Genomic DNA, 20,182 nt, shown 5'->3' with positions numbered 1-20,182 from the left:
AAAAACCGGGAGCGAGCGTTCGCTCCCCCTGGGAAAAACGATGCCGTGCAAGCCCGCGCCAACACGTCATCCACCCCAAACCTGTGGAGCAGAAAGCGGTGCTTACTTGGAGGTCGGCATGGCAAATTCCGCGCCCTTGGCGATGCTGTTCGGCCAGCGCTGCATGATCGACTTTTGCTTGGTGTAGAAGCGCACGCCCTCTTCGCCGTAGGCGTGTGTGTCACCGAACAGCGAGCGCTTCCAGCCACCAAATCCGTGCCACGCCATCGGCACCGGAATCGGCACGTTGATGCCGACCATCCCCACCTGAATGCGGCTGGCGAATTCACGTGCGATGTGACCGTCGCGGGTATAGCAAGCGGTGCCGTTGCCGAACTCGTGTGAGTTGACCAGATCGACCGCCTCGGCGAAGTCCTTCACGCGCATGCACGCCAACACCGGACCGAAGATTTCCTCTTTGTAGATTTTCATCTCGGGGGTGACATGGTCGAACACCGTGCCGCCGAGCCAGAACCCTTCGGCGCAATTCGCGCCAGCCTGGGCGCCGTCAAAACCACGGCCGTCGACCAGCAGCTCTGCGCCCTCCTCAATGCCTTGTTCGATGTAGCCGGTGATGCGTTGCAGTGCGACTTGCGACACGATCGGGCCCATCTCGGCGGCCAGGTTCATGCCTTCGAGGACTTTGAGCGTGCGGGTGCGCTCCACCAGTTTCGGCATCACTTTATCGGCGACATCGCCGACAAACACCGCCACCGAGATCGCCATGCAGCGCTCGCCGGCAGAGCCGAACGCCGCGCCGATCAGCGCGTCGACCACCTGATCGATGTCGGCATCGGGCATCACCACCATATGGTTCTTCGCGCCGCCCAACGCCTGGACACGCTTGCCGTGGCGGGCTCCGGTCTCGTAGATGTAATTGGCAATCGGCGTCGATCCGACAAAGCTCACGGCTTTGACGTCCGGGTGATCGATCAGCGCATCCACGGCTTCTTTATCGCCCTGCACCACATTGAACACGCCATCCGGCAGCCCGGCTTCCTTGAACAATTCGGCGATCAGCAGCGAAGGCGACGGGTCGATCGGGCTCGGCTTGAGCACGAAGGTGTTGCCGCAGGCGATGGCCACCGGGAACATCCACATCGGTACCATCACCGGGAAGTTGAACGGGGTGATGCCGGCCACCACGCCCAGCGGCTGGCGCATGGTCCAGTTGTCGATGTTGGTGGAGACCTGTTCGGTGTAGTCACCCTTGAGCAGTTGCGGAATGCCGCAGGCGAACTCGACGACCTCGATGCCGCGCGTCACTTCGCCCTGGGCGTCGGTGAAAACTTTGCCGTGCTCGGCGGTGATCATGCGCGCCAGTGTGTCGCGGTGTTCATTGAGCAACGCCAGGAACTTGAACAGGATGCGGGCGCGACGCAGCGGCGGCAGCGCCGACCAGGCGGGAAACGCGGCCGCTGCCGACTTCACTGCCGCGTCGACTTCAGCGGCATTGGCGAGGGCCACTTTGCCGATGACGGAGCCAATGGCAGGGTTGGTGACGTTCTGCGTTCGGCCGGAAGTACCGTGCGTCACGCGGCCGTGAATGTAGTGTGCGATGTCTGCTGGCTGGTTGCTCATGGCGGGTGTCCCCTGGTGGTGGATAAGAGCCATCTCTTGTTGTTGTCGGGAGAGCGCCAGGCGGCCGGTGGCGCGCCTGCCAGGGTCAAAGTAGGCCAGCCAAAGGATCATGTAAAATGATGATTAATGATCTTATGGATCATAAATGGTGAAGGTGTTTTAGGAGTTAAACAGCGCTGGTGAATGCTTGTTTAAGCGCGCTCGTGGTTACGAGATGAAAGCTACAAAACCTTGCGCCGTTGCCTACGGGTACGCCAGAATCCGCCGGCTTGTGCGCTTTGGGGGTGCCCGGTAACTTGATTCGTGCCACTGCTCATCAGTGGTCGGGTTTAGTCGCTCGGGGGTGATTCAAAGCGTATTGGCATCCAGACAGTCAGGTCATTTCATGCCTGAACTTTATGGTAGCTGTGCGCAGGGCGCCTTCGGGTGCGCCGGTTTTGAGTCTCCCCCGGTCGACTAACCTGCGTACAGCTGCCACCCCTTGTTTAGTCGCAAGTCGGTGATGGCTCCACGTTTTTGGAGACAGCATCATGATCAAACCTTCACCCAATCCGCCAAACACCGATCCAGCCTCCCCGTACGAACCCGATTCAAACAAACTCAACGAGGCCGCCGAGCGTGCCCTCGACTACCACTTCCCGTCGACTGCCGACATCAAAGCCACGCCGCGCACACCCAGCACTTTGTTTACCGTGGACCCAGAGCTCACCACCGAAACCCTGATGGTTTATCTGGTCGAGACGCTGGCCTCGGTCGATGTGATGGTCCACCACTTGGTGGACCTTCTGGACGGTGGGTCGCGCAATGCCCTGCTCGGCATTTCCAACAGCATCATGCTGGCGGAGATCACGGCGAACCGGGTGCTGGATCAGATTGATCCGCGAGACTAAACACCGCTAAGCGGGTGATCCATTGTAGGAGCGAGCCTGCTCGCGAAGAGCGTTAACGATAACGCGTGAAGCCTGGAAATACGCGGTGTCTATGGGCTCTTCGCGAGCAGGCTCGCTCCTACAAAAAGCCGTACAAGTGCGTGTACAACTATCAATCCTGAAGCGCTTTCTGCAGCCACTTCGCCCGCTCCGACAGGCGCCGCTTCCAGTCTTCGGCCAACCCACGGCTTGCCGCCAGCGCCAGCAGGTCGTCGATCACCGGCCGGTGCGACAACTGCACCTGCCAGAATTCATCGATGGAAAAACGCTCCGTTTGCCTTTCCAGCAGCTCGATCCTGTCGCCCGCTTCAATGAAGCCCGGTTGAAGCACCCGGTAATACCATCCGGTGATTCGCTCCTTGGCGACATGCATCGACATACGCTCGGCGTCGAAACGATGATTGATTTTCCAGCACGGGCTGCGCGGTTGAGAGACCTGCAACACCGCACTGCCCATCTGGAATACATCGCCGATGTGCACGTTGCGCTCAGAGAGTTCGAACGCAGAAATGTTCTCCCCCAGGCTGCCCGGAAGCAGCTCATGGGCGCAGTGCGCAAAGGCCTGCGCCAGGTGCTGATAATTTTCGGCCGCATAGTGATGAACAGCCTTTTCCGGGCCGCCGTGAACCCTGGTGTCGCCATGCTGGTCACCGACAATCCCGTGAAGCTCGACGCGAACGGGGCCTGAACGGCGCTGTTTGAAGATGCCCGTACGCTGCCCTTCGGGCTTCAAGACCCCCAGGCCGCCGGCGAAGACGTGATCAATTTTCGAAGTCAGTGTCATGGGTCGATCCGCATCTTTTACCGGGTTTCGGCCACTTTACTAACCACCGACAATGACCGTAAAGTGATCGTTAAATATGTCCATAATCACTTTTTATGATGGATGGTGACGATCATGGAAATGCGCCAACTGAAGATTTTCTGCGCGGTTGCCGAACTCGGCAGCTTCACCGCAGCCGCCGTCAACGTGAATACGGTGCAGTCCAACGTCACCATGCGGGTGAAGGAGCTGGAAGCCGAACTGAATCGGGAGCTGTTCATCCGCAAGAAATCCGGGGTGGTGCTCACGTCGGCGGGCGAGACCTTCCTCGGTTATGCGCGGCGCATCCTGCAGCTCACAGAAGAGAGCCGCAGCGCGTTGACGGACACCGGTGTTCCGACCGGCCTGCTGCGGCTGGGCTCGATGGAAACCACGGCGGCCATTCGCTTGCCGCAGGTGCTGACGAAGTACCGCGAGCAATACCCCGAGGTACAACTGTCGCTGCTGACCGGCACGACGGTCGAGCTGATCAAGGCGATTGAAGCCCATCGACTCGACGGCGCGTTTGTCGGCGGATTTCACCAGAACCCGGCGTTGGCGCAGGAAGAGGTTTTTCAGGAGGAACTGGTGCTGGTCAGTAGCAGCCACTTCGAGACACTGCCCGCGCTGATCGAGAAAATCCCCCAGCAAACCGTGCTGGTCTTCCGCACCGGATGCTTCTATCGCTCCACCCTGGAAAACTGGTTCTACCAAGTCGGGCTGGTGCCCAACCAGATCATGGAACTGGGCACCCTCGACGGCATCCTCTCATGTGTCGCGGCGGGCATGGGCGTGACCTTGCTGCCCAAGGCCATCGCAGAGAATTGCAGCGTGCGGCATGCGATTCGCTGCCACACGCTACCGGCCGAATTCGCCAACGTCTCGACCGTGTTCATCCGCCGAAACGACTCGATGATCACCTCGGCGATGAGCGCGTTCATCGGTCTGGCGCAGGAGCAGATTGCCCGGCCGGCGGCGTAAAACACACAGCTCGACACTGTAGTTGCGAGCGGTGCGGCGTTCCGATTTGCCCGCGTAAGCGTCAGGGCATTCAATATTGAAATTGAATGCACTACCGCCTTCGCGAGCAAGCTTCGCTCCTACAGGTTAAACGAGGAGAGGCTTACTACAAGCCAAGGGCAAGCTCGGCCACACGCTCGGCAGCGGGGACGACGCTGTGGATTTTGCCAACGCCCTGCCCCGCGTACAGCGAAAGCTTCTTGGCCATGCGCGGTTTGTCGATTGCGCGAGCGCCACCGCCGATGAAGCGCAGCAGGTTCCACTTGTCACGATTGGGAATCACCCGGTGCGGCGTGCCGTAGGTCCAGCCGAACGAATAGCCGGTCCGGTACTCGGTGTCATCCGTCGTCGCCTCGACAATTTTTTGCTTGTAGAGCGGGTGCGCATTCGACTCGTCGGTGGCAATAAACGCGGTGCCCACCACCACCCCAGACGCGCCGAGCGACATCAGCGCCCGGACATCGTCACCGTTGGTGATGCCACCCGCCGCCAGCACCGGTCGCCCCTCGGATACCGCAAGGATTGACGTCAGCAACGGCATGATGCCGATGGTGCCTCGATTCAAATGTCCGCCACTTTCACTGCCTTGCGCCACGATGATGTCAGCGCCTTGGGCGATGGCGATTCTCGCCAGCTCCACCGAGCCCGCTTGCACCATGACCACCAACCCCGCGTCTTTCGCCCGGGGAATCATGTCGGCGGAATAGGCCTCGGCGTAAAACAAGGAGAGCAGGCGCGGTTTTTCTTCGAGGACCACCTGGAATTGCGCTTCAAACACGTCAGGCCCGCCGAACTGCGGCACCAGGTTCACACCAAAGGGTTTGTCGGTCAGCGCTCGGGTTTCCTGTATCCATCGGCGCAAGGTCAATGGTGGCAGGCGTAAACCGCCCACCACGCCCAGGCCACCGGCGTTGGCGACGGCCGCAACGAGCGGAGGGCCGGAAATCGCCGCCATCCCGCCGAGAAAAATCGGGTATTTCACGCCGCACAGTTGAGTGATGGCGTTACCTGCAAAATCAAATCTGGCTTCGTTCATGACTCACAGCTCCACATGTTTTCCAAGCATCCGCTTGAGCGTGTTGTTCTTCAGGAGAAAGTGATTCTTGAGCGCACCGAAGACATGCAAGGCCAGGCCGGCCAGGAACGCCGAGGCCCCAATATCAAAGAGCACATCGACCACCTGTTTCAGCGCTGCACTGGTGGGCAAGAGCGCCGGAATCGAAAAACCTCCGGGCAACCCCACCCCCTCGCCGGCCGCCGACCGCGAGGCCCACACCGCGACCGGCAGCAGCACCATCGCCAGGGCGAGCGCCACCGCAACAGAACGACTGATGATTACTTCAATAGGATTGGGCGTGCCCACCGGCAGTGGGTGGTAAGCGGTGATCCTGGCCCAGAACCGATAGATCGATACGAGAAACAGGATCAGCCCCATGAGGTTTTGCAGGTGGACCAACGACATCCGCCCGGCCTCACTGGACGCCTGGCCGATCATCACTTGCAAGCCGAGGATGGCGAGCAGCGACAACGCCACGACCCAGTGCAGCAGGACCGTGATGGGTGAAAACCTTAAGCCATTGTCTCGAAGTTGCATGGCTGACTCCTTTTGCAGAGAGCACAAATCAGTGTGTGGAAATGACTGGCACACCTTCATCGCGATGAAGGTGTGCCGCGGCTCAGTGGCTGACCGCTTGCGATGCGCCAAGGCCCGTGCGGGCGCGAATGAGCTGATCATCGAAACGCTCGCGTTCAAGCGCTGCCCCGCGACTGCGGTCGGTGACCGAGCCGAGCCAGGTAAACAAAAACGCCACGTTCATCGAGATGATGGCCGGGTAGTCGAAGGGAAAGATCGCGTCGGGATTGCCCAGCACTTTGACCCACACCGCCGGCGAGAGAATCACCAGGCTGACCGAGCTCACAAGCCCGGCGATGCCACCAATCAATGCCCCGCGTGTGGTCAGCCCTTTCCAGTACATCGAGAGCACGAGGATCGGGAAGTTGACCGAGGCCGCCACACCAAAGGTCAGCGCGACGAGGAAGGCGATGTTCTGGTCCTTGAACAAAATGCCCAGCACCACTGCAACGATGCCGATACCGACCGAGGCGATCTTCGACACACGCCGCTCGTCCTTCGCATCCGCACGGTTTTTGCGGAAGACCCGGACATAGAGGTCATGTGAAATCGCCGAGGTCCCCGCCATGGTGAGCCCCGAGACCACGGCCAGGATCGTGGCAAACGCGACGGCCGAGATGAAGCCCAATAGCAGGTCGCCGCCGACGGCTTTTGCCAGATGCATCACCGGCATGTTCCCGCCGCCGATGAGCTTTCCACCGACAATGCCGGACTCGTAGAAGGCCGGGTCTTGCCCGACGATCACGATGGCTGCCAGCCCCAACACCGCAACGATCAGGTAGAAGAAACCGATGAAGCCCGTCGCGACGAATACCGATTTGCGCGCTTGCTTGGCGTCCGGCACGGTAAAAAAGCGCATGAGGATATGGGGCAATCCTGCGGTACCGAAGACCAGCCCCAGCGACAACGAGATCAGCGCCAATGGGTCGGCCACCAGCTTGCTGGGCAGCAGGATCCGCTCGCCATCGTGATGGGCGGCAACCGCTTTTTCGAACAGCAGCTCGAAAGAAAAACCGAACTTGCTCAATGCCAACACGGCGAGCAATGTCCCGCCCACCAGCAGCAAGCCTGCCTTGATGATCTGCACCCAGGTGGTGGCGACCATCCCGCCAAACGTGACGTAGATCGCCATCAGCAGACCGACAGCGATCACCGCGTAGTTATAGGGAAGACCGAACAGCAGCTGGATCAGTTGCCCTGCTCCGACCATCTGCACCACCAGATAAAAGCAGACCACGGTCAACGAACCGAACGCGGTCATGGTGCGAATCCGGTTTTGATCGAGCCGGAACGAGGCGATGTCCGAGATGGTGATGCGCCCCAGATTGCGGATGCGCTCGGCAAACAGGAACAACAGCAACGGCCATGCGACGAAGAAGCTGATCGAGTACAGCACGCCATCAAAACCGTTGAAGAAAATCATGCTGGTGACGCCCAGTAACGCCGCCGCCGACATGTAGTCCCCCGCCAGTGCCAAACCGTTCTGGAAACCGGTGATGCCGCCGCCGGCGTTGTAGAAATCGTCCATCGATTTGGTCTTGGAGGCAGCCCAGTAAGTGATGCCTAGGGTCGTCAGCACGAAGACCAGAAACATCGCGATAGCGGTGATGTTCAGCGGCTGTTTTTCCACCGCCTGCAAGACGTCGGCGGCCGAGGCGCACGTCGCGACCGCGCCCAACAGAGAAGGCGCAATGAGGTACCGAAGAATGGGTTTCATACGATGGCCCCCTCGCGAATTTCTGCGGTGAGGTCATCGAACTCGCCGTTGGCGCGCAGGATGTACAGGCCGGTAAACAACCAGGCCCCGACGATGAAGGCGACGCCCAGCGGCCAACCGATATTGATGATGCTGGTCGCGGAGAGTTTCTGCGCTAGAAGGTGGGGCGCGAACGCCGCGACGAGGATGAACGTGAAGTACGGGACAAGGGTGGCGGCAGTAAGACAAGCGACGAATCTTCGCTGCCGTGATACCAAATCCTGGTACCGGGGATGGTTGCGAATTCTGGCTGACTCGGATGCATGGTTCACGTTGACTCCGTGTAGCAGTGGACAGTTATTGTTGTTCCACAGCCTCAAATTCGAAGACTCGATTTGCCACTGGCTGCGGTGTATTTGCACCCTCAACCTATGCCCGGCCAAAGATCATGTAAAACGATCATTAATGATGCGTATGATCTTTTTTGATGAATTCAATCACTCCCTATGTCGGCCATTGCTTGCCTTTGCCGCACACGAAAACTAATCTGCTGAACGCTGTTTATTTACAGTTGGTTATTGGTTTTCGAGATAGGTGAATTCGATGGATGTCACGGATCTGAAGGTGGTCGATGCGGTTGCGCGCCACGGCAGCATGAACAAGGCTGCGAGCGAGCTGAACACCGTGCAGTCCAACGTTTCCGCCAGAATTCGGTCGCTGGAAGACGAGCTCGGGGTGGCGCTGTTTCAACGCAGCGCCAGAGGTGTCCAGGTCACGCCGGCCGGGCGCCGGATCCTGCCCTACGCCGCCCGCCTCTCCAGACTTTTGTCCGATGCGTCCAGCGCTGCGCGCGATGATGGGCATCCAAGAGGTGTCTTCGAGATCGGTACACTCGAGACGACGCTGGCGCTGCGCCTTCCACGGCTGATCGCAAAGTTTGCCAAGGCCTACCCTGAAGTTCGCCCGGTGATTCGCACCGGCACCACCTGCAGCCTGATCCAGGGCGTCATCGACTGTAAGCTCGAAGGGGCGTTTGTCGTGGGCCCGGTCAATCACCCGGAGTTGCTCAGTGAACAAGCCTTCCGCGAAGAACTCGTGCTGGTCACGTCCTGTGCCATTGACACGCTGGACGCCGTCGCCGCGGTCGACAATCTGAAGACAGTAGTCTTTCGAATCGGCTGCTCCTACCGCCAGCGCCTGGATTCCCTGTTGGCCAACCTGGGCATCCTGGCGCCTGAGCCACTGGAGTTTGGCTCGATTGAAGCGATCATTGCCTGTGTGTCCGCTGGCGTCGGGGTCACGCTGTTGCCCCGAGGCGTTGTGGCGAACGCTTTGCGCGAGGGGTTGGTCAACGTGCATGAGCTCGCGCCAGACATCGCCGACGTTGAGACCGTGTTTGTCAGGCGCCTGGATGGTTACTTTTCCAGCGCGTTATCCACCTTTCTCGACAGCGTTCGTCTGGACGGTGTCACCCAGGTAGCGATTCCTCACCCAGCCGTTCATCCCCGCGCATAACACCAGCAATGCCGCCGTCACCAGGAACACATGATGCAAGCCGAAATGGGCACCAATCTGGCCGCCAATCAATGGACCTATCACCTGCCCTGAGAACTGCGCCGATTGCAGGTAACCGAGGATTTTGCCGGTGTTGTGCTCTTCGACCGAATGCCGGATCAGCTTGGCAATCGCGGGCAGGAGCCCGGCAATGGTCATGCCCATGACGCCGCGCAGTACCGCCAGTTGCCACCATTGCGTGACGAACGCCTGGGGCACCATGACGACGGCCGTCAGCAACAGACAACCGACAATTACGCTCCAGCCGCCCACCCGGTCGGCCAGCGCCCCCAGTCTGGCTGCGGTCAGGATACTGCCCAACGCGGAACAGGCCATGACCACGCCGGCTATCCGCGCCTGATGATCAACCGGTACGCCGAGGTCGCCGATGTAGACGGTGATGATCGGCTCGATCGACATGTTGGCCAACAACACCATCATTGCGGTCATGAGCAGTGCAGCGATGACCGGCCATTTCGAACCGGCACCCTCAGGCCGGTTTTTCCTGTCCCGTTGTCTGGCGTCCGACGCTCGGTCGAAATCCTCACGAACAAACAGGATGGTGGTCAGGGCGGCGACCGCAATCATTGCTCCACCGACGAAAAAGGTGCCGCGAATACCGACAAGCTCAGGTAAAAAACCGCCAACCAGTGGCCCGATCAAGTTGCCGGACAAGGCTCCCGTGGACAAGACGCCGAGTGCCCAACCCGCCCTTTCGCGCGGGACCTGCGACCCGATCATGACGATGGACGCCGATGCGTAGCCACCGATGAGCCCGGCGATTAGGCGCAGTGCAACCAGGTCGGTAACGTCCCGGGCCAGCCCGATCAACGACATGACAATGGCCATCCCGATGGCCGCTCTGACCAGCATCGGTTTTCGGCCATAGCGGTCAGCCAGGCGCCCCCACAACGGCGCGGTGATCGCCGTGCCGAAAAAAGTCGCGCCGAATGCCACGGCCGACCATTGCACCACGTCCGCCTGCGACGTCACGCCCAGTTGTTGAACGTACAACGGCAAAAAGGGCAACAACATGCTCAGGCTGACCAGTGTCGTGAACGAGCCGAACACACAAACGGTCAGGTTGCGGCGCCAATACATCGCGTTTCTATCGGAGTAATTCACGGTGTCAAAGGCTCCGGGAATCGCTGGAGCTTTTCGCCGCCATGGACGGATCAAACCAGTGGGCGCCGATAATCGCCGGAAGCAACGGCGTATAAGCGAACCGCGCAAGGCCGATGCCGACCAGGCTTGCAGCAAAACCTGCCACCGTTGCCCAGCCTGCGCTGACTGGCCGCAACGCGGGCTTCGCATTGGCAATCGTTGTGTTCAACCTGTTCATCATCCGCCCTTCTCTACTTCAGACAGGGCAGACACTACGCGCGCGGGATATATCTCAAGAAGCGAATTAATCTGATCACGGTTATCTCCTGTAGAGATAACCAGCGCCATGGCCAGTGACGAAACTCAATCCGACGCCTTAATCCACAATGAACAGTTTCGCGCCGGTGGTGGTGAACGAGCGATGCCCTTCAGCATTGTTGCCCACCTGATAACTCATGCCGGCAGTCAGCGTGAATTGTCGACCGTCCTCCAGTTCCGTGTGCAACTCGCCCTCCAGGCACAACAGGATATGACCTCTCCAACACCAATGATCGGCGAGGTATCCAGGACTGTATTCAACCATTCGCACACGCGTCGAACCGAACTGGCAGGTTCGCCAATAGGCGTTTCCTGTCTGGCCGGCATGGGTGACAGGTTCGATCGTCGACCAGTCGGTCGTCCCGAACGGGATGGCGGTGAGATCCATTTTTACCTCATCGAATACGGTAGAGGCGCAAACGTAACAACCTCGCGATGTGGCCGATAGACACAGATGGCCCGCATTTACGGGATACAGGGTTCAGTGAAGACTCCCATGCAGCCAGGTGATCTGCGAAACTGCCGAATGGCTGAACAGCCTTTGAATGGTTTAACCCTCCCGTAGAAGAGAGCGAAAACATGGTCACTTGTTACCTGAAGTACGTGCTGGATCCGTACCAGATCAGCGCATTCGAACACTACGCAAAGTTGTGGATTCCACTGGTGGAAAAATTCGGCGGCCAGCACCACGGCTATTTCCTGCCGTCAGAGGGCGCGAACAACATCGCGTTGGCGATGTTCACTTTTGCGAGCCTTGCCGAGTACGAGCGCTATCGGCAGGACTCTATGAGCGACGCGGACTGCATCGCGGCGTTCAAGTATGCCGAGGATAAAAAATTCATCCTCAGCTATGAGCGGAGTTTTTTCCGGCCGGTGTTTGGGGATCAGGTGTAAACCCGTTCGGAAAGTCTTCTGCCGAGGTTCCCTCAGGCCGTCATGACGGGAACAGGTCCAGTGTGCGCTCGACCTCTTGAATGTCGATTTTGAAGCCGTCGCCCTCTGGCGTTCCGACCACGAAGCCGAAATTCTGCCTGTCGCGATCCGTCAGGAACTTGTAGTAGCTGACGAAACGGTTCGGTGGCTGCAGTGCCAGCAACGAACCGCCCGGCTGGAGCACATTGACGCCGTGCACCAGCTGACTGCCTTCGACCCCCACCACCGTCCGCGCCCCGGCACAGGTCGCCACGATGGTCGGCACATCGGTTTTCAAAGGATCGAGAACGCGGAACCCCCTGCTCTTGCGCAGGTGTTCGGCGACCTCGAGTTCATTGCGCAAAAAGCGCAAGTCACCGTCGCCACCGCGCAGAATGAACACACCAGGGTGAGTCTCATGCTTGACGTGCGACAGCAGTTTTTCCCCCATGGCCCGGTAACGCAGATGCCTGTTTCGATTGTTGCTCATGTCGTCGAACAGCACGAGTTCACGAAAAAACGCACTGTGCAGGCGCACCGGTTTCATGCCAAACCAGTCTTCGTAAGGGGGAGCCTGGGTAAACAACGGAAACCTGGCGGAGGGCGCAGTGGTCACCGGCACGCCTTCATCGCAGGCCAGGGAATAGGTCGGGCAGTCTTCCATCAACCAGGTTCCAAACCAGGTATTGCCGTTTTGCGTGCAGTAGACGGCGGCGCGATCGATCTCGGTGTCCACGGTAATGCGCGGGAACATGCCTGGCTTGAGCGACAGCCACAGACTGGCGTTGTCCTTGTAGAGCGCGCCATCGATCATCCAGACGTCCTTGAGCAGGTAGCCTCGGGTCGGGCCTTGCTCTACGTCGCCCAGCCCTTGCATGGTGCGCGCGGGATGCTCGAAAGGATAAAAACGCTTCGCCTCCCACCCTGTCACGCGGTCCATTTGACCGGGCAGGAAGAACGCCGACGGAGAATGAGTCGTCTCGCCCGGCGCAATATCCCAACTTTTCAGCGCGATGCTTTTCAAGTTGATATCGGCTTGGCGGGCGAATCTTTTCCTCGCCATGTGCTTGTAGGCGGCCAGGGTCCATTTTTTTTGATTGCCAGCGGTCGACGTGCTGATTGGCGAGAGATCGCTTTCCATGAAGAGTCCTCCCTGCGGGCAGGGTCAAAAGTCAGGTGCGAGCGCTGTAATTTTTCAGTCCTGGAAATGGCTCAGCTGGATGGAATCCGTTCCATGACGGGTGGTGTCTGCAAATTGGCGTAGCGACTGCGCAAGGTGTCGAGAAACTGTTCGCCCGAGCTCTTGGCACAATACAGGTAAATTTTGTGCAGCCCGCCAAATACCATTTCGTGATAACGGCTGGCGACTTCCTCATCGCTTGGCCCGTCCGGCAGGCCAAGGTGCAAGGTTATTTCCTTGCCTTCGACAGCAAACAGCGGCGTGTCCCAGAGGAATCTGGCCCTCCCGGTCTTGGGCAGCCGGACGAACATGTACGCGTGGTTTCCCAGGGAATCGATATCACCGCCGCGCCGTCTTTTCCATTTCAGCAGCCCGTCATCCGGGCGGGCCACGCAAAGACCGATGTCGTAATAATCGAAGCCATTGTCGATCGCCCATTCAAGTGCCATGAAGGTGGTAATCGAGTTGACCTCGCGCAGTTTTTTCGCATCTGAAAAAATCGCCTCGACGTACCCGAAACGCAGTGTGCTCCAGTAGCGCTTGCCGCCGCGAGTGACGACGCAACCCAGGTGGCAGGCGACCACCTCGTCTTCCAGCATGATCAGGTCGAGCCGGCCGACGGTCTTGGCGATTCTCAAGACTTCCTGAGAGGGAAACTGCGCAGCGTGGATACCTTGCCGTGCTTCGGCATAAGGTCGAAGCATTTCCCTGTCGGCCTTTTCGATTTCGTCATCCAGCAGTGTCTGGACCATCCGGTAGCGAGGTCGGTTCTTGCGGATACTTCGACGCAACTCGCTATCGTATTTGGCGGTGATGTCTTCGATGGGGCGCCCCAGCGGTACGACGGCACTCAGGTAGAGGGGCACATTCAAGGCCCCCGGGGACGGCGCTTCACTGACCACCACCACATGATTCGACGCGGCAGGTGCCGGTTCGCCGTCGACCGTATCGGACGGCTCCTGGGACTTGCCGCCGATGAGCAGCTTGGCCATTTCCCGCTGTTTTTTCCTGCCGATGTAGAGGAATTCGTAAGGACTGTCCTTCTGCAGCCTGAAGCGGGCAATCTCCCACTTCCAGAAACACGCACGCCCCAGGATGTCCCGCAGCCAGGTTGCCGCGTTCCTGATTTCATAGCGTAATGAAGGAGAAATCAGTTTTCGGATAACGGCCGCCAGCTTCTCTTTCATTTCTTCGTCATCCTTTGAGTAATCTGTCGTGAGATCAGAGAAAGATCCGGGCGGGACTTGGTACTTGCGCTTAACCATTGATATTCAAGACATATTTGACGGGGTTACGCGCCCCTGTCAGTAACTATTAAAGATCAAGGCAGGGACTTTGCAAGCGGCGCACGGGCAGCGTCAACCGTATATTTCATGACGCCAGAATTTCTTCTCTTCCGGACAGGCACGGGTTCAAAAATGCCCTCCCGGCAACTGCACCCAAATGCGCCAAACCGGGCAAAGGATAGGCGCAACAGCGTCTAAACTGCAGGATACAAACACGCCTCCAGCCTCTTGATACAGGGAACACGGGATGACCGGAAAAACCGCGCGCCCATGCGGGTCATGGGTCTTGCCCGCCCTGCTCGCCATCAACCTGGCGCTGACAGCGGGCTGCGCACGCAACACTGCCACGCCTCGCACTTGGGCCTCAAACCAAGGCTCATCTTGCTACGCCAAAGCGTTGCCCACTGTCGGCGAGGGTGGCCTGGCCTGGGGTTCCACCCTCGACATGGCACGCCAGAAATCCATGGACAATTGCATTCGCTACGCCGGACGCTCCGGTGGCGCGCCGGATACCTGCCAGGTGGTGTTGGCAGAGTGCAGAAAATAATGCAGCGTCACTGACAGCGTCCGCTGCACGCGCACTTGCCCTATCCTTCTCTCCAACCCACAACTCCGGACATCGACATGCCCGCCCCCGAATCGACCCTTCTCGACAGCTGGCACCACAACGCCCAATCCTGGATCGACGCGATCCGCACCGGCGCCATCGAAAGCCGCCTCAAGGTCACCGACCAGGCGATCCTGCTGGCAGTGGCAAGCCGTCAGCCCGAACGTGTGCTCGACCTGGGCTGCGGCGAGGGCTGGCTGTTGCGGGCGCTGGCTGAACGGGCGATCAATGGGGTCGGCGTGGATGGCGATGCGACGCTGGTCGAGGCGGCGCGGGCGGCGGGCTCTTCGCCGGTGCATCTGGCGAACTATGAACAGTTGGCGCAAGCCACAGTGGACATCGGCAGCGACTACGACCTGATCTGCGCCAACTTCGCCCTGCTGCACCAGGACATCATCCCCCTGCTCGCCGCCATGAACGCCCTGCTCGCCCCCGGCGGCGCGCTGGTGATCCAGACGCTGCATCCGTGGGGCGCAGCGGCAGGCGACTATCAGGATGGCTGGCGGCAAGAGACTTTCACCGGGTTCAAGGGACAGTGGCAACCCATGCCGTGGTACTTCCGCACCTTGTCCAGCTGGCTCAATGCGCTGGACATGGCCGGCTTTCAACTGACCGGCCTGCAGGAGCCACAGCACCCGCAAAGCCCTGTGCCGCAGTCGTTGTTGTTGGTGGCTGAACCGCGAAGGTGAGTTCGTTTGATGGATGTCGGCTGGGGGTTGTTTGGTTGAAGACTCACTAGCGGATCTCAGGCGATTGCTGCCCTTCACGGAAGGCGGCAATCGGCCAGAAGCTCATGCAGTCATCTTACCGGCCAGACCATCAGCCGCGATTTGTGCAACAAAGCCTTACCCACTGAAAAATCACCGCAGATTAAAAATCAATTTGCCTGCCGCCGATTTGAGTTTCCGTATCACTCTGACCGGCAACCATAGCTGAAGCACTAATTGCATTTTGATTCGCCCAATCACGAAGTTTTGTAAACTCGTCTTTACGCATTTTGCTCATTGGTACTAAACGCGAAATAGTAGTTTCAAAATCAACCATAGTCAGGTCGCTTACATCACCAGAGCCATTCATCCGCCGTGAGAACGCTTCAATCAGCGAGTCCCCAACCCAAGCTTCGATTTCAGCACCAGAAAGCACAATGTCTTTACCAAAATTCGACTCGCCTCCTAGAGCAGCCAATCGATCCAAATCAAATTTTTCCGGGTCACGTTTCAATTTCTTCAGATGTATTTCAAGAATCTTTTTTCTTTCTAATGTCGACGGGAAGTCAACGAAAAATATTTCGTCGAATCGCCCCTTTCTCAACAACTCCGGAGGTAAGCTGTTGATGTTGTTAGCGGTAGCAAACACAAAAACAGGCGCCGTTTTTTCTTGCATCCAAGTCAACAGCGTGCCGAATACGCGTGTAGCCGTGCCACCATCAGATGCTCCTCCGGAAGAGCCGGAAAGTCCTTTTTCAATTTCATCGATCCATAGGATACAGGGCGAAATAGCTTCGGCAGTACGTAGTGCCGAACGAATATTGGATTCTGAAGAACCAACCACCCCTTGGAAGATTTTTCCCATGTCCAAACGCAATAAGGGCATGTTCCAAGACGACGATACGCATTTCGCCGTTAGAGACTTACCGCAACCAGGAACTCCAGTTAAGAGTAAACCCTTCGGGGTTCCGACACCGAACTCCTGAGCAATCTGCCCAAAACACTGGCTACGCAAATGGAGCCACTTCTTAAGAGTTGCCAGCCCTCCAACATCCTCAAGATTTACCTTTGAGTCGATGTATTCCAAGATACCTGTTTTCCGTATAATTTGTTTTTTTTCGGAAAGCAGATCTTTTACGGTATCTTCATTTAAACTAAGACTGGATACCAATGAACGAGACAAGCTATTGTCAATTTCTAATCCCGTGAGGCCCAAAGCGGCGTCAATGAGCTTATCTTTTGTTTCGCTAGAAAGATCAATCTTAACGCTGCTGTTGCCTTGCCAGGAATTAACAAAGTTATTTATCTGAGCCTTAACTTCATCTCTTGATGGCAAAGGAAAATCAATCAACGTGATTTCCTTTTGAAGATCATTGGCAATTTCAAAGCTGGGTGCCACGACAATGCAATTGCTTCGATATCCACGCGAGCGGATATTTATGGCTAAATCTCGAAGTCGACGACGATAGACAGGATTTGAGCTTGAGGAAAGGTAGTTATGAGCATCACAAAAAACAAAAATATTTTTGCTGCCCTCCTCCTTCGCCTTTTCTTCGCAAAAGTCCAAGGCCATTTTCAAATCAAAGGTTTTATCCCCAGCCACGACGCCATTTATCTGGACTCCTAGCGTCGAGTTCCAAACGAACAAACGATGGCCAAGCGCCTTGGCGATTTCAGAAACTTCAATGAGTGCACGCTCTTCCTCGAAAGTTTCAATGACCAAAATCGCATAACGCGCTTTGAGGTAATCTGTTATCTGCTTGGTACGGCTCATGCCTATTATCCCTGCGCTTGAACTGAGTTATACATGCATCGGAAGACCGGTTTTGGTAACGCCAGATTTTGAAACAACAAACTCGACAACTCTTCTAGTACGGAAAAAGTCAATGTCGACTCTGTCGCTGGTTTTGATAATCTGCTTGTGCTGATAGGGATGTTTTGCGTTATGCCGATACCGACCAGCCAGCGTCAAGTCTACGGCTTTAACAACACGAATCATGGCTTCATTCTGGAATATCTCTTTTGGCGTATAGCCTGTATAAAGTACCCAGTTTTTCTCGCCATTGACGGCATGTATTAATTGCTCCAAGGCTGGCGCCTGGTCGAGCGGCTCCCCCCCAGAGAGGGTAACCCCAACGATGTCCAGTGCATTTATCTTCTGTGCCAATTCATAAATAGGCATCAGCGTACTCGCTTCGCGAGCGTGGGTCTTCTGATTGAAGCACCCCTTACAATTCAGCGCACAACCCTGCACCCATAATGTCAAGCGCAACCCGGGGCCGTTAACGCGGCTCAACTCCATATGGTGTACATTGATTTCCATTTAGAAATTCGCGCTGAGAATTTGAAGGGTTTGCTCTTCATGGACTACGGTATATTCCGGCTTCCACTCAGTCACAAGTTCCGCAGTAGGGCTAGAAAGTAGAGACTCAAGCTCTTCAGTAAGTTTTGTGCAAATATCGCCTTTCACGCCATGCACTTCCTCAGTAATTTCATCGCCCGTAAAGGTGACACGAATGCTGTATTCGTAGTTAGGTCCAAATTCAACCTCGAACCCTTGAAGAGTTTCTTTCACTCTTGCTGGAACACCTGATGCGTCTATGCGCTTGATGGTTTCATCGATGGCTACGCTGATGTACGCTTTCTGAAAGCTTAAAGCCAAATCAGCCATTATCGCTTCGTCGTCGGACGAAATAGTTCCCCGTTCGATGAGGAGTTTGTAGGAGCCCTCCTCAATTTGGCAAACAAATAGATTGAATTTATCAGCCGTTTGGCCACAAATAGCCCTAAATTGCTGCTTGCCCATATAGCCTATTTTGCTCAATACCTTTTTACTGAAGTCGCTGGCAAATACGGAAACCAGACCAGTCGTTGGGCTTAGGCCCATCTTGCCGAACGCTTTGGCAATGGCTTCTTCATTAACATAAGAAAATTCAAACTTTGTACAATGAGACATTGTTAAAGCTCCAGCCTGCGACCGGGAACAACTTCTTCGGCGTTCTGGATAGCAATTATTACGTCAGGGGCTACCTCAATGTTGCGCATAGGCGCCATGGATGCAAGCGCAGCCTCAGGCGCAACAATTTCTGAAACCGATGTTGGAGTTCCAGAGTTTACAACTACCCGACGTCTTTGTGCTGCCTGTGATGCACCACTACCACAAAGAAGACTTGCATCAATCGCTTCCAGCAGCCTTCTTATTACCAGAATGGGATTTGATGTGAGCTTTTCATATAGCCCAATACGCAACAAAGCATCGGCTCCATCATTGAATTGCAATTTAACGAAGTAATTTTGATTTTCATCGCCAGCGATCCCAATGCGCGAGACCTGATTCAGATCCCGCGACAGCTTTCTCCAAAGATACCCATCAAACGACGCTACAATGAATTTTGTCGCTGTTGCGGCAAAAGCATTGCTACCAACTTCAACCTCGTCAGCATCAAAATTCTGGTAGCTGACCAGAATTTTCTCCCCCACAGGAAATCCCAGAGCGGTTGCCAAATATTCATTTGTCGAAAAATCGATATCTGCGTGAAATTTTAAGCTTTTTGACAGAACATAAAGGCTAAAGATGCCTACTAATCCATAGCCTATTGCTCTCAGCGCGTCTTCCGGTGCAAGAGCCACAAAAACTGCGAAAATAAAAACAATGATTCCGTAACCGTAATTTATGGCCGTCTTTGTACTGGGCTTTTTATTTCTATAAGCCTGAAATGTTTTGCCGGGAATATATTTTTTTGAAGGTGCAAATAGCAGGAGGCACACACCAAAAAAAATCAGACCAATAAGCCCCATTGCAGCTTGGCGCTTTTGCCCATTTTGCAACCCTTCAAGAAACATCCACGCACCGGTAACGATGAAAACAGGTAAGCATGCCAGTATTGCAAGTCCCGTTTTCTTACCTTTGGTGGCCATCATCATTTTCCACATCGGGATAGTCTTTATCATTCACAAACCTTCTAGAGTTGGTGCAGAAGCGCGTAGTGAGGGGCTGACTGTAGAACTACTCATTGATCTATGCTACATGACAATCTTTGCTTTATCACGCGCTAGGGATGGTCTGAAGTAGCCATACGTTTCGGGCTAACTTCGACCACTGCCGATTTTGAAAGTGGCGAGTCGATCCAAAACGCTCAGATCACTCACTCATTTCTGGTTTTTCAGCCGCAGCGAGCACCTCGCAGCGGCCATTCCCCGTATTACAGGCGCACCTCTCCTGCGTTGCTCTATAAATGTCGGCGGGCCATCCACAGATTTCCGATTTTGTAGTGGCCTGGGCTGTTGCAGTTACACATGCAGCAAGCACGAACGATTAAACATAAGACTTCAAGGTAATTCCCTTACGCTCAATACCTAACGCTTTGGCATCATCAATAGAGAGCATCACGGGTAGTTGGCTCCGCTACAGATTGTAGCTGCTGTGCACATTACACTCGAGCGGTAGCTCCGGCAAGGCGCCAAGCACTCGTTTGCGAATGCCAAGATCGGACTTCAAAAAACGCCTCCAGTTATTGAAACTGAACGGGGAACACTATCGGCATAGTTGTTGCCACACAAATCAGCCAACCCTGAAAAAGGCTATCGGTGCTAAAGCTCCGTGCGGAAACGATGATTCGGCAAGAGCCCCTGTTTCGATTATCGTTTCCAGGTCTTACTTCAACCCGAAGTTACGCTTTAGTTCGACGATACGGGCCCACGATGCTGGTGGGCCTCCGGAGTGGTTGGTCGGCCACAGCCGTTAGCTGCCCTCCGCGAAGGGCAGCTTCGGGTCGGCTGCTGCCCTTCGTAACTGGTCGTTATCGACCTGATGA

General features: G+C 56.3%; 20 protein-coding genes and 1 pseudogene. 6 read left to right on the top strand and 15 right to left on the bottom strand.

Annotated features, from left to right (window positions below; translation table 11 throughout):
* Positions 1-102: 102 nt before the first annotated feature.
* Positions 103-1,620: a CoA-acylating methylmalonate-semialdehyde dehydrogenase gene (locus ACYZUC_RS00255; protein WP_008029395.1), complete on the bottom strand. Its 1,518-nt coding sequence runs from the start codon at positions 1,618-1,620 to the stop codon at positions 103-105.
* 530 nt (positions 1,621-2,150) lie between these two features.
* On the opposite strand from ACYZUC_RS00255, the gene ACYZUC_RS00250 reads away from it, so the two are divergent.
* Positions 2,151-2,510: a DUF6124 family protein gene (locus ACYZUC_RS00250; protein ID WP_461992592.1), complete on the top strand. Its 360-nt coding sequence runs from the start codon at positions 2,151-2,153 to the stop codon at positions 2,508-2,510.
* 151 nt (positions 2,511-2,661) lie between these two features.
* Here the strand turns inward: ACYZUC_RS00250 and ACYZUC_RS00245 are convergent, their stop codons facing one another.
* Entirely contained in the window at positions 2,662-3,333 is a 672-nt protein-coding gene (locus ACYZUC_RS00245) for an MOSC domain-containing protein (protein WP_461992590.1), read from the bottom strand.
* Between the two features lie 114 nt (positions 3,334-3,447).
* On the opposite strand from ACYZUC_RS00245, the gene ACYZUC_RS00240 reads away from it, so the two are divergent.
* Positions 3,448-4,332: a LysR family transcriptional regulator gene (locus ACYZUC_RS00240; RefSeq protein WP_461992588.1), complete on the top strand. Its 885-nt coding sequence runs from the start codon at positions 3,448-3,450 to the stop codon at positions 4,330-4,332.
* 145 nt (positions 4,333-4,477) lie between these two features.
* Here ACYZUC_RS00240 and ACYZUC_RS00235 read toward each other — a convergent pair whose 3' ends face one another.
* The 4 genes from ACYZUC_RS00235 to ACYZUC_RS00220 all read right to left on the bottom strand — a co-directional run bounded on the left by ACYZUC_RS00235 (position 4,478) and on the right by ACYZUC_RS00220 (position 8,032).
* Positions 4,478-5,407, bottom strand: a complete 930-nt coding sequence (locus tag ACYZUC_RS00235; RefSeq protein WP_461992587.1) for an NAD(P)H-dependent flavin oxidoreductase — start codon at positions 5,405-5,407, stop codon at positions 4,478-4,480.
* Positions 5,408-5,410: 3 nt separating this feature from the next.
* Positions 5,411-5,965, bottom strand: coding sequence for a cytochrome b (locus ACYZUC_RS00230; protein WP_461992586.1), 555 nt, complete (start codon positions 5,963-5,965; stop codon positions 5,411-5,413).
* Between the two features lie 82 nt (positions 5,966-6,047).
* Positions 6,048-7,721, bottom strand: a complete 1,674-nt coding sequence (locus ACYZUC_RS00225) for a cation acetate symporter (RefSeq protein WP_461992584.1) — start codon at positions 7,719-7,721, stop codon at positions 6,048-6,050.
* Positions 7,718-8,032, bottom strand: coding sequence for a DUF485 domain-containing protein (locus ACYZUC_RS00220; RefSeq protein ID WP_223449227.1), 315 nt, complete (start codon positions 8,030-8,032; stop codon positions 7,718-7,720). The genes ACYZUC_RS00225 and ACYZUC_RS00220 overlap by 4 nt, the downstream gene beginning before the upstream one ends.
* A gap of 271 nt (positions 8,033-8,303) precedes the next feature.
* Between ACYZUC_RS00220 and ACYZUC_RS00215 the strand changes: the two genes are divergently transcribed.
* A complete protein-coding gene (locus tag ACYZUC_RS00215) occupies positions 8,304-9,215 on the top strand; it encodes a LysR family transcriptional regulator (RefSeq protein WP_461992582.1) in 912 nt (303 codons plus the stop codon).
* Here the strand turns inward: ACYZUC_RS00215 and ACYZUC_RS00210 are convergent.
* The 3 genes and pseudogenes from ACYZUC_RS00210 to ACYZUC_RS00200 all read right to left on the bottom strand — a co-directional run bounded on the left by ACYZUC_RS00210 (position 9,132) and on the right by ACYZUC_RS00200 (position 11,064).
* Complete coding sequence (locus tag ACYZUC_RS00210; protein ID WP_461992580.1) at positions 9,132-10,379, bottom strand: MFS transporter; 1,248 nt, start codon at positions 10,377-10,379, stop codon at positions 9,132-9,134. The genes ACYZUC_RS00215 and ACYZUC_RS00210 overlap by 84 nt on opposite strands.
* A gap of 43 nt (positions 10,380-10,422) precedes the next feature.
* Positions 10,423-10,599 (bottom strand): annotated as a pseudogene (locus ACYZUC_RS00205) (YbfB/YjiJ family MFS transporter); the annotation flags it as partial.
* Positions 10,600-10,734: 135 nt separating this feature from the next.
* The gene (locus ACYZUC_RS00200) at positions 10,735-11,064 is read right to left on the bottom strand and encodes a DHCW motif cupin fold protein (protein ID WP_192229011.1); all 330 of its coding nucleotides are present in this window, start codon (positions 11,062-11,064) and stop codon (positions 10,735-10,737) included.
* Positions 11,065-11,255: 191 nt separating this feature from the next.
* Between ACYZUC_RS00200 and ACYZUC_RS00195 the strand changes: the two genes are divergently transcribed.
* A complete protein-coding gene (locus ACYZUC_RS00195) occupies positions 11,256-11,570 on the top strand; it encodes an NIPSNAP family protein (RefSeq protein ID WP_461992578.1) in 315 nt (104 codons plus the stop codon).
* Positions 11,571-11,610: 40 nt separating this feature from the next.
* Here ACYZUC_RS00195 and ACYZUC_RS00190 read toward each other — a convergent pair whose 3' ends face one another.
* Positions 11,611-12,729 (bottom strand): glycosyltransferase 61 family protein, encoded by a 1,119-nt coding sequence (locus ACYZUC_RS00190; protein WP_461992576.1) that lies wholly within the window; start codon positions 12,727-12,729, stop codon positions 11,611-11,613.
* Between the two features lie 71 nt (positions 12,730-12,800).
* A complete protein-coding gene (locus tag ACYZUC_RS00185; protein ID WP_461992574.1) occupies positions 12,801-13,955 on the bottom strand; it encodes a hypothetical protein in 1,155 nt (384 codons plus the stop codon).
* Positions 13,956-14,301: 346 nt separating this feature from the next.
* Between ACYZUC_RS00185 and ACYZUC_RS00180 the strand changes: the two genes are divergently transcribed.
* Positions 14,302-14,601, top strand: a complete 300-nt coding sequence (locus ACYZUC_RS00180) for a hypothetical protein (protein WP_461992572.1) — start codon at positions 14,302-14,304, stop codon at positions 14,599-14,601.
* Between the two features lie 77 nt (positions 14,602-14,678).
* Positions 14,679-15,350 (top strand): class I SAM-dependent methyltransferase, encoded by a 672-nt coding sequence (locus tag ACYZUC_RS00175; RefSeq protein ID WP_461992570.1) that lies wholly within the window; start codon positions 14,679-14,681, stop codon positions 15,348-15,350.
* Positions 15,351-15,531: 181 nt separating this feature from the next.
* Here ACYZUC_RS00175 and ACYZUC_RS00170 read toward each other — a convergent pair whose 3' ends face one another.
* From ACYZUC_RS00170 to ACYZUC_RS00155, 4 genes are read right to left on the bottom strand one after another with little or no spacing between them, the layout of a single operon-like run.
* Entirely contained in the window at positions 15,532-17,142 is a 1,611-nt protein-coding gene (locus tag ACYZUC_RS00170; RefSeq protein ID WP_461992568.1) for an AAA family ATPase, read from the bottom strand.
* A gap of 27 nt (positions 17,143-17,169) precedes the next feature.
* A complete protein-coding gene (locus tag ACYZUC_RS00165; RefSeq protein ID WP_461992566.1) occupies positions 17,170-17,691 on the bottom strand; it encodes a 4Fe-4S single cluster domain-containing protein in 522 nt (173 codons plus the stop codon).
* Positions 17,692-18,324, bottom strand: coding sequence for a DUF2997 domain-containing protein (locus tag ACYZUC_RS00160; protein WP_461992564.1), 633 nt, complete (start codon positions 18,322-18,324; stop codon positions 17,692-17,694).
* A 2-nt stretch (positions 18,325-18,326) separates the two neighbouring features.
* A complete protein-coding gene (locus tag ACYZUC_RS00155; RefSeq protein ID WP_461992562.1) occupies positions 18,327-19,319 on the bottom strand; it encodes a hypothetical protein in 993 nt (330 codons plus the stop codon).
* Positions 19,320-20,182: the final 863 nt, after the last annotated feature.

Source organism: Pseudomonas sp. GT1P32 (assembly GCF_054897805.1).
The sequence above is the reverse complement of the archived record's forward strand: the minus strand, read 5'-3'. Positions and strand labels throughout refer to the sequence as shown.

Excerpts from the sequence above, each read along its gene's own strand:
- ACYZUC_RS00255 (WP_008029395.1), bottom strand. The coding sequence starts at position 1,620 with ATGAGCAACCAGCCAGCAGACATCGCACACTACATTCACGGCCGCGTG.
- ACYZUC_RS00250 (WP_461992592.1), top strand. The coding sequence starts at position 2,151 with ATGATCAAACCTTCACCCAATCCGCCAAACACCGATCCAGCCTCCCCG.
- ACYZUC_RS00245 (WP_461992590.1), bottom strand. The coding sequence starts at position 3,333 with ATGACACTGACTTCGAAAATTGATCACGTCTTCGCCGGCGGCCTGGGG.
- ACYZUC_RS00240 (WP_461992588.1), top strand. The coding sequence starts at position 3,448 with ATGGAAATGCGCCAACTGAAGATTTTCTGCGCGGTTGCCGAACTCGGC.
- ACYZUC_RS00235 (WP_461992587.1), bottom strand. The coding sequence starts at position 5,407 with ATGAACGAAGCCAGATTTGATTTTGCAGGTAACGCCATCACTCAACTG.
- ACYZUC_RS00230 (WP_461992586.1), bottom strand. The coding sequence starts at position 5,965 with ATGCAACTTCGAGACAATGGCTTAAGGTTTTCACCCATCACGGTCCTG.
- ACYZUC_RS00225 (WP_461992584.1), bottom strand. The coding sequence starts at position 7,721 with ATGAAACCCATTCTTCGGTACCTCATTGCGCCTTCTCTGTTGGGCGCG.
- ACYZUC_RS00215 (WP_461992582.1), top strand. The coding sequence starts at position 8,304 with ATGGATGTCACGGATCTGAAGGTGGTCGATGCGGTTGCGCGCCACGGC.
- ACYZUC_RS00200 (WP_192229011.1), bottom strand. The coding sequence starts at position 11,064 with ATGGATCTCACCGCCATCCCGTTCGGGACGACCGACTGGTCGACGATC.
- ACYZUC_RS00195 (WP_461992578.1), top strand. The coding sequence starts at position 11,256 with ATGGTCACTTGTTACCTGAAGTACGTGCTGGATCCGTACCAGATCAGC.
- ACYZUC_RS00190 (WP_461992576.1), bottom strand. The coding sequence starts at position 12,729 with ATGGAAAGCGATCTCTCGCCAATCAGCACGTCGACCGCTGGCAATCAA.
- ACYZUC_RS00185 (WP_461992574.1), bottom strand. The coding sequence starts at position 13,955 with ATGAAAGAGAAGCTGGCGGCCGTTATCCGAAAACTGATTTCTCCTTCA.
- ACYZUC_RS00180 (WP_461992572.1), top strand. The coding sequence starts at position 14,302 with ATGACCGGAAAAACCGCGCGCCCATGCGGGTCATGGGTCTTGCCCGCC.
- ACYZUC_RS00175 (WP_461992570.1), top strand. The coding sequence starts at position 14,679 with ATGCCCGCCCCCGAATCGACCCTTCTCGACAGCTGGCACCACAACGCC.
- ACYZUC_RS00170 (WP_461992568.1), bottom strand. The coding sequence starts at position 17,142 with ATGAGCCGTACCAAGCAGATAACAGATTACCTCAAAGCGCGTTATGCG.
- ACYZUC_RS00165 (WP_461992566.1), bottom strand. The coding sequence starts at position 17,691 with ATGGAAATCAATGTACACCATATGGAGTTGAGCCGCGTTAACGGCCCC.
- ACYZUC_RS00160 (WP_461992564.1), bottom strand. The coding sequence starts at position 18,324 with ATGTCTCATTGTACAAAGTTTGAATTTTCTTATGTTAATGAAGAAGCC.
- ACYZUC_RS00155 (WP_461992562.1), bottom strand. The coding sequence starts at position 19,319 with ATGATAAAGACTATCCCGATGTGGAAAATGATGATGGCCACCAAAGGT.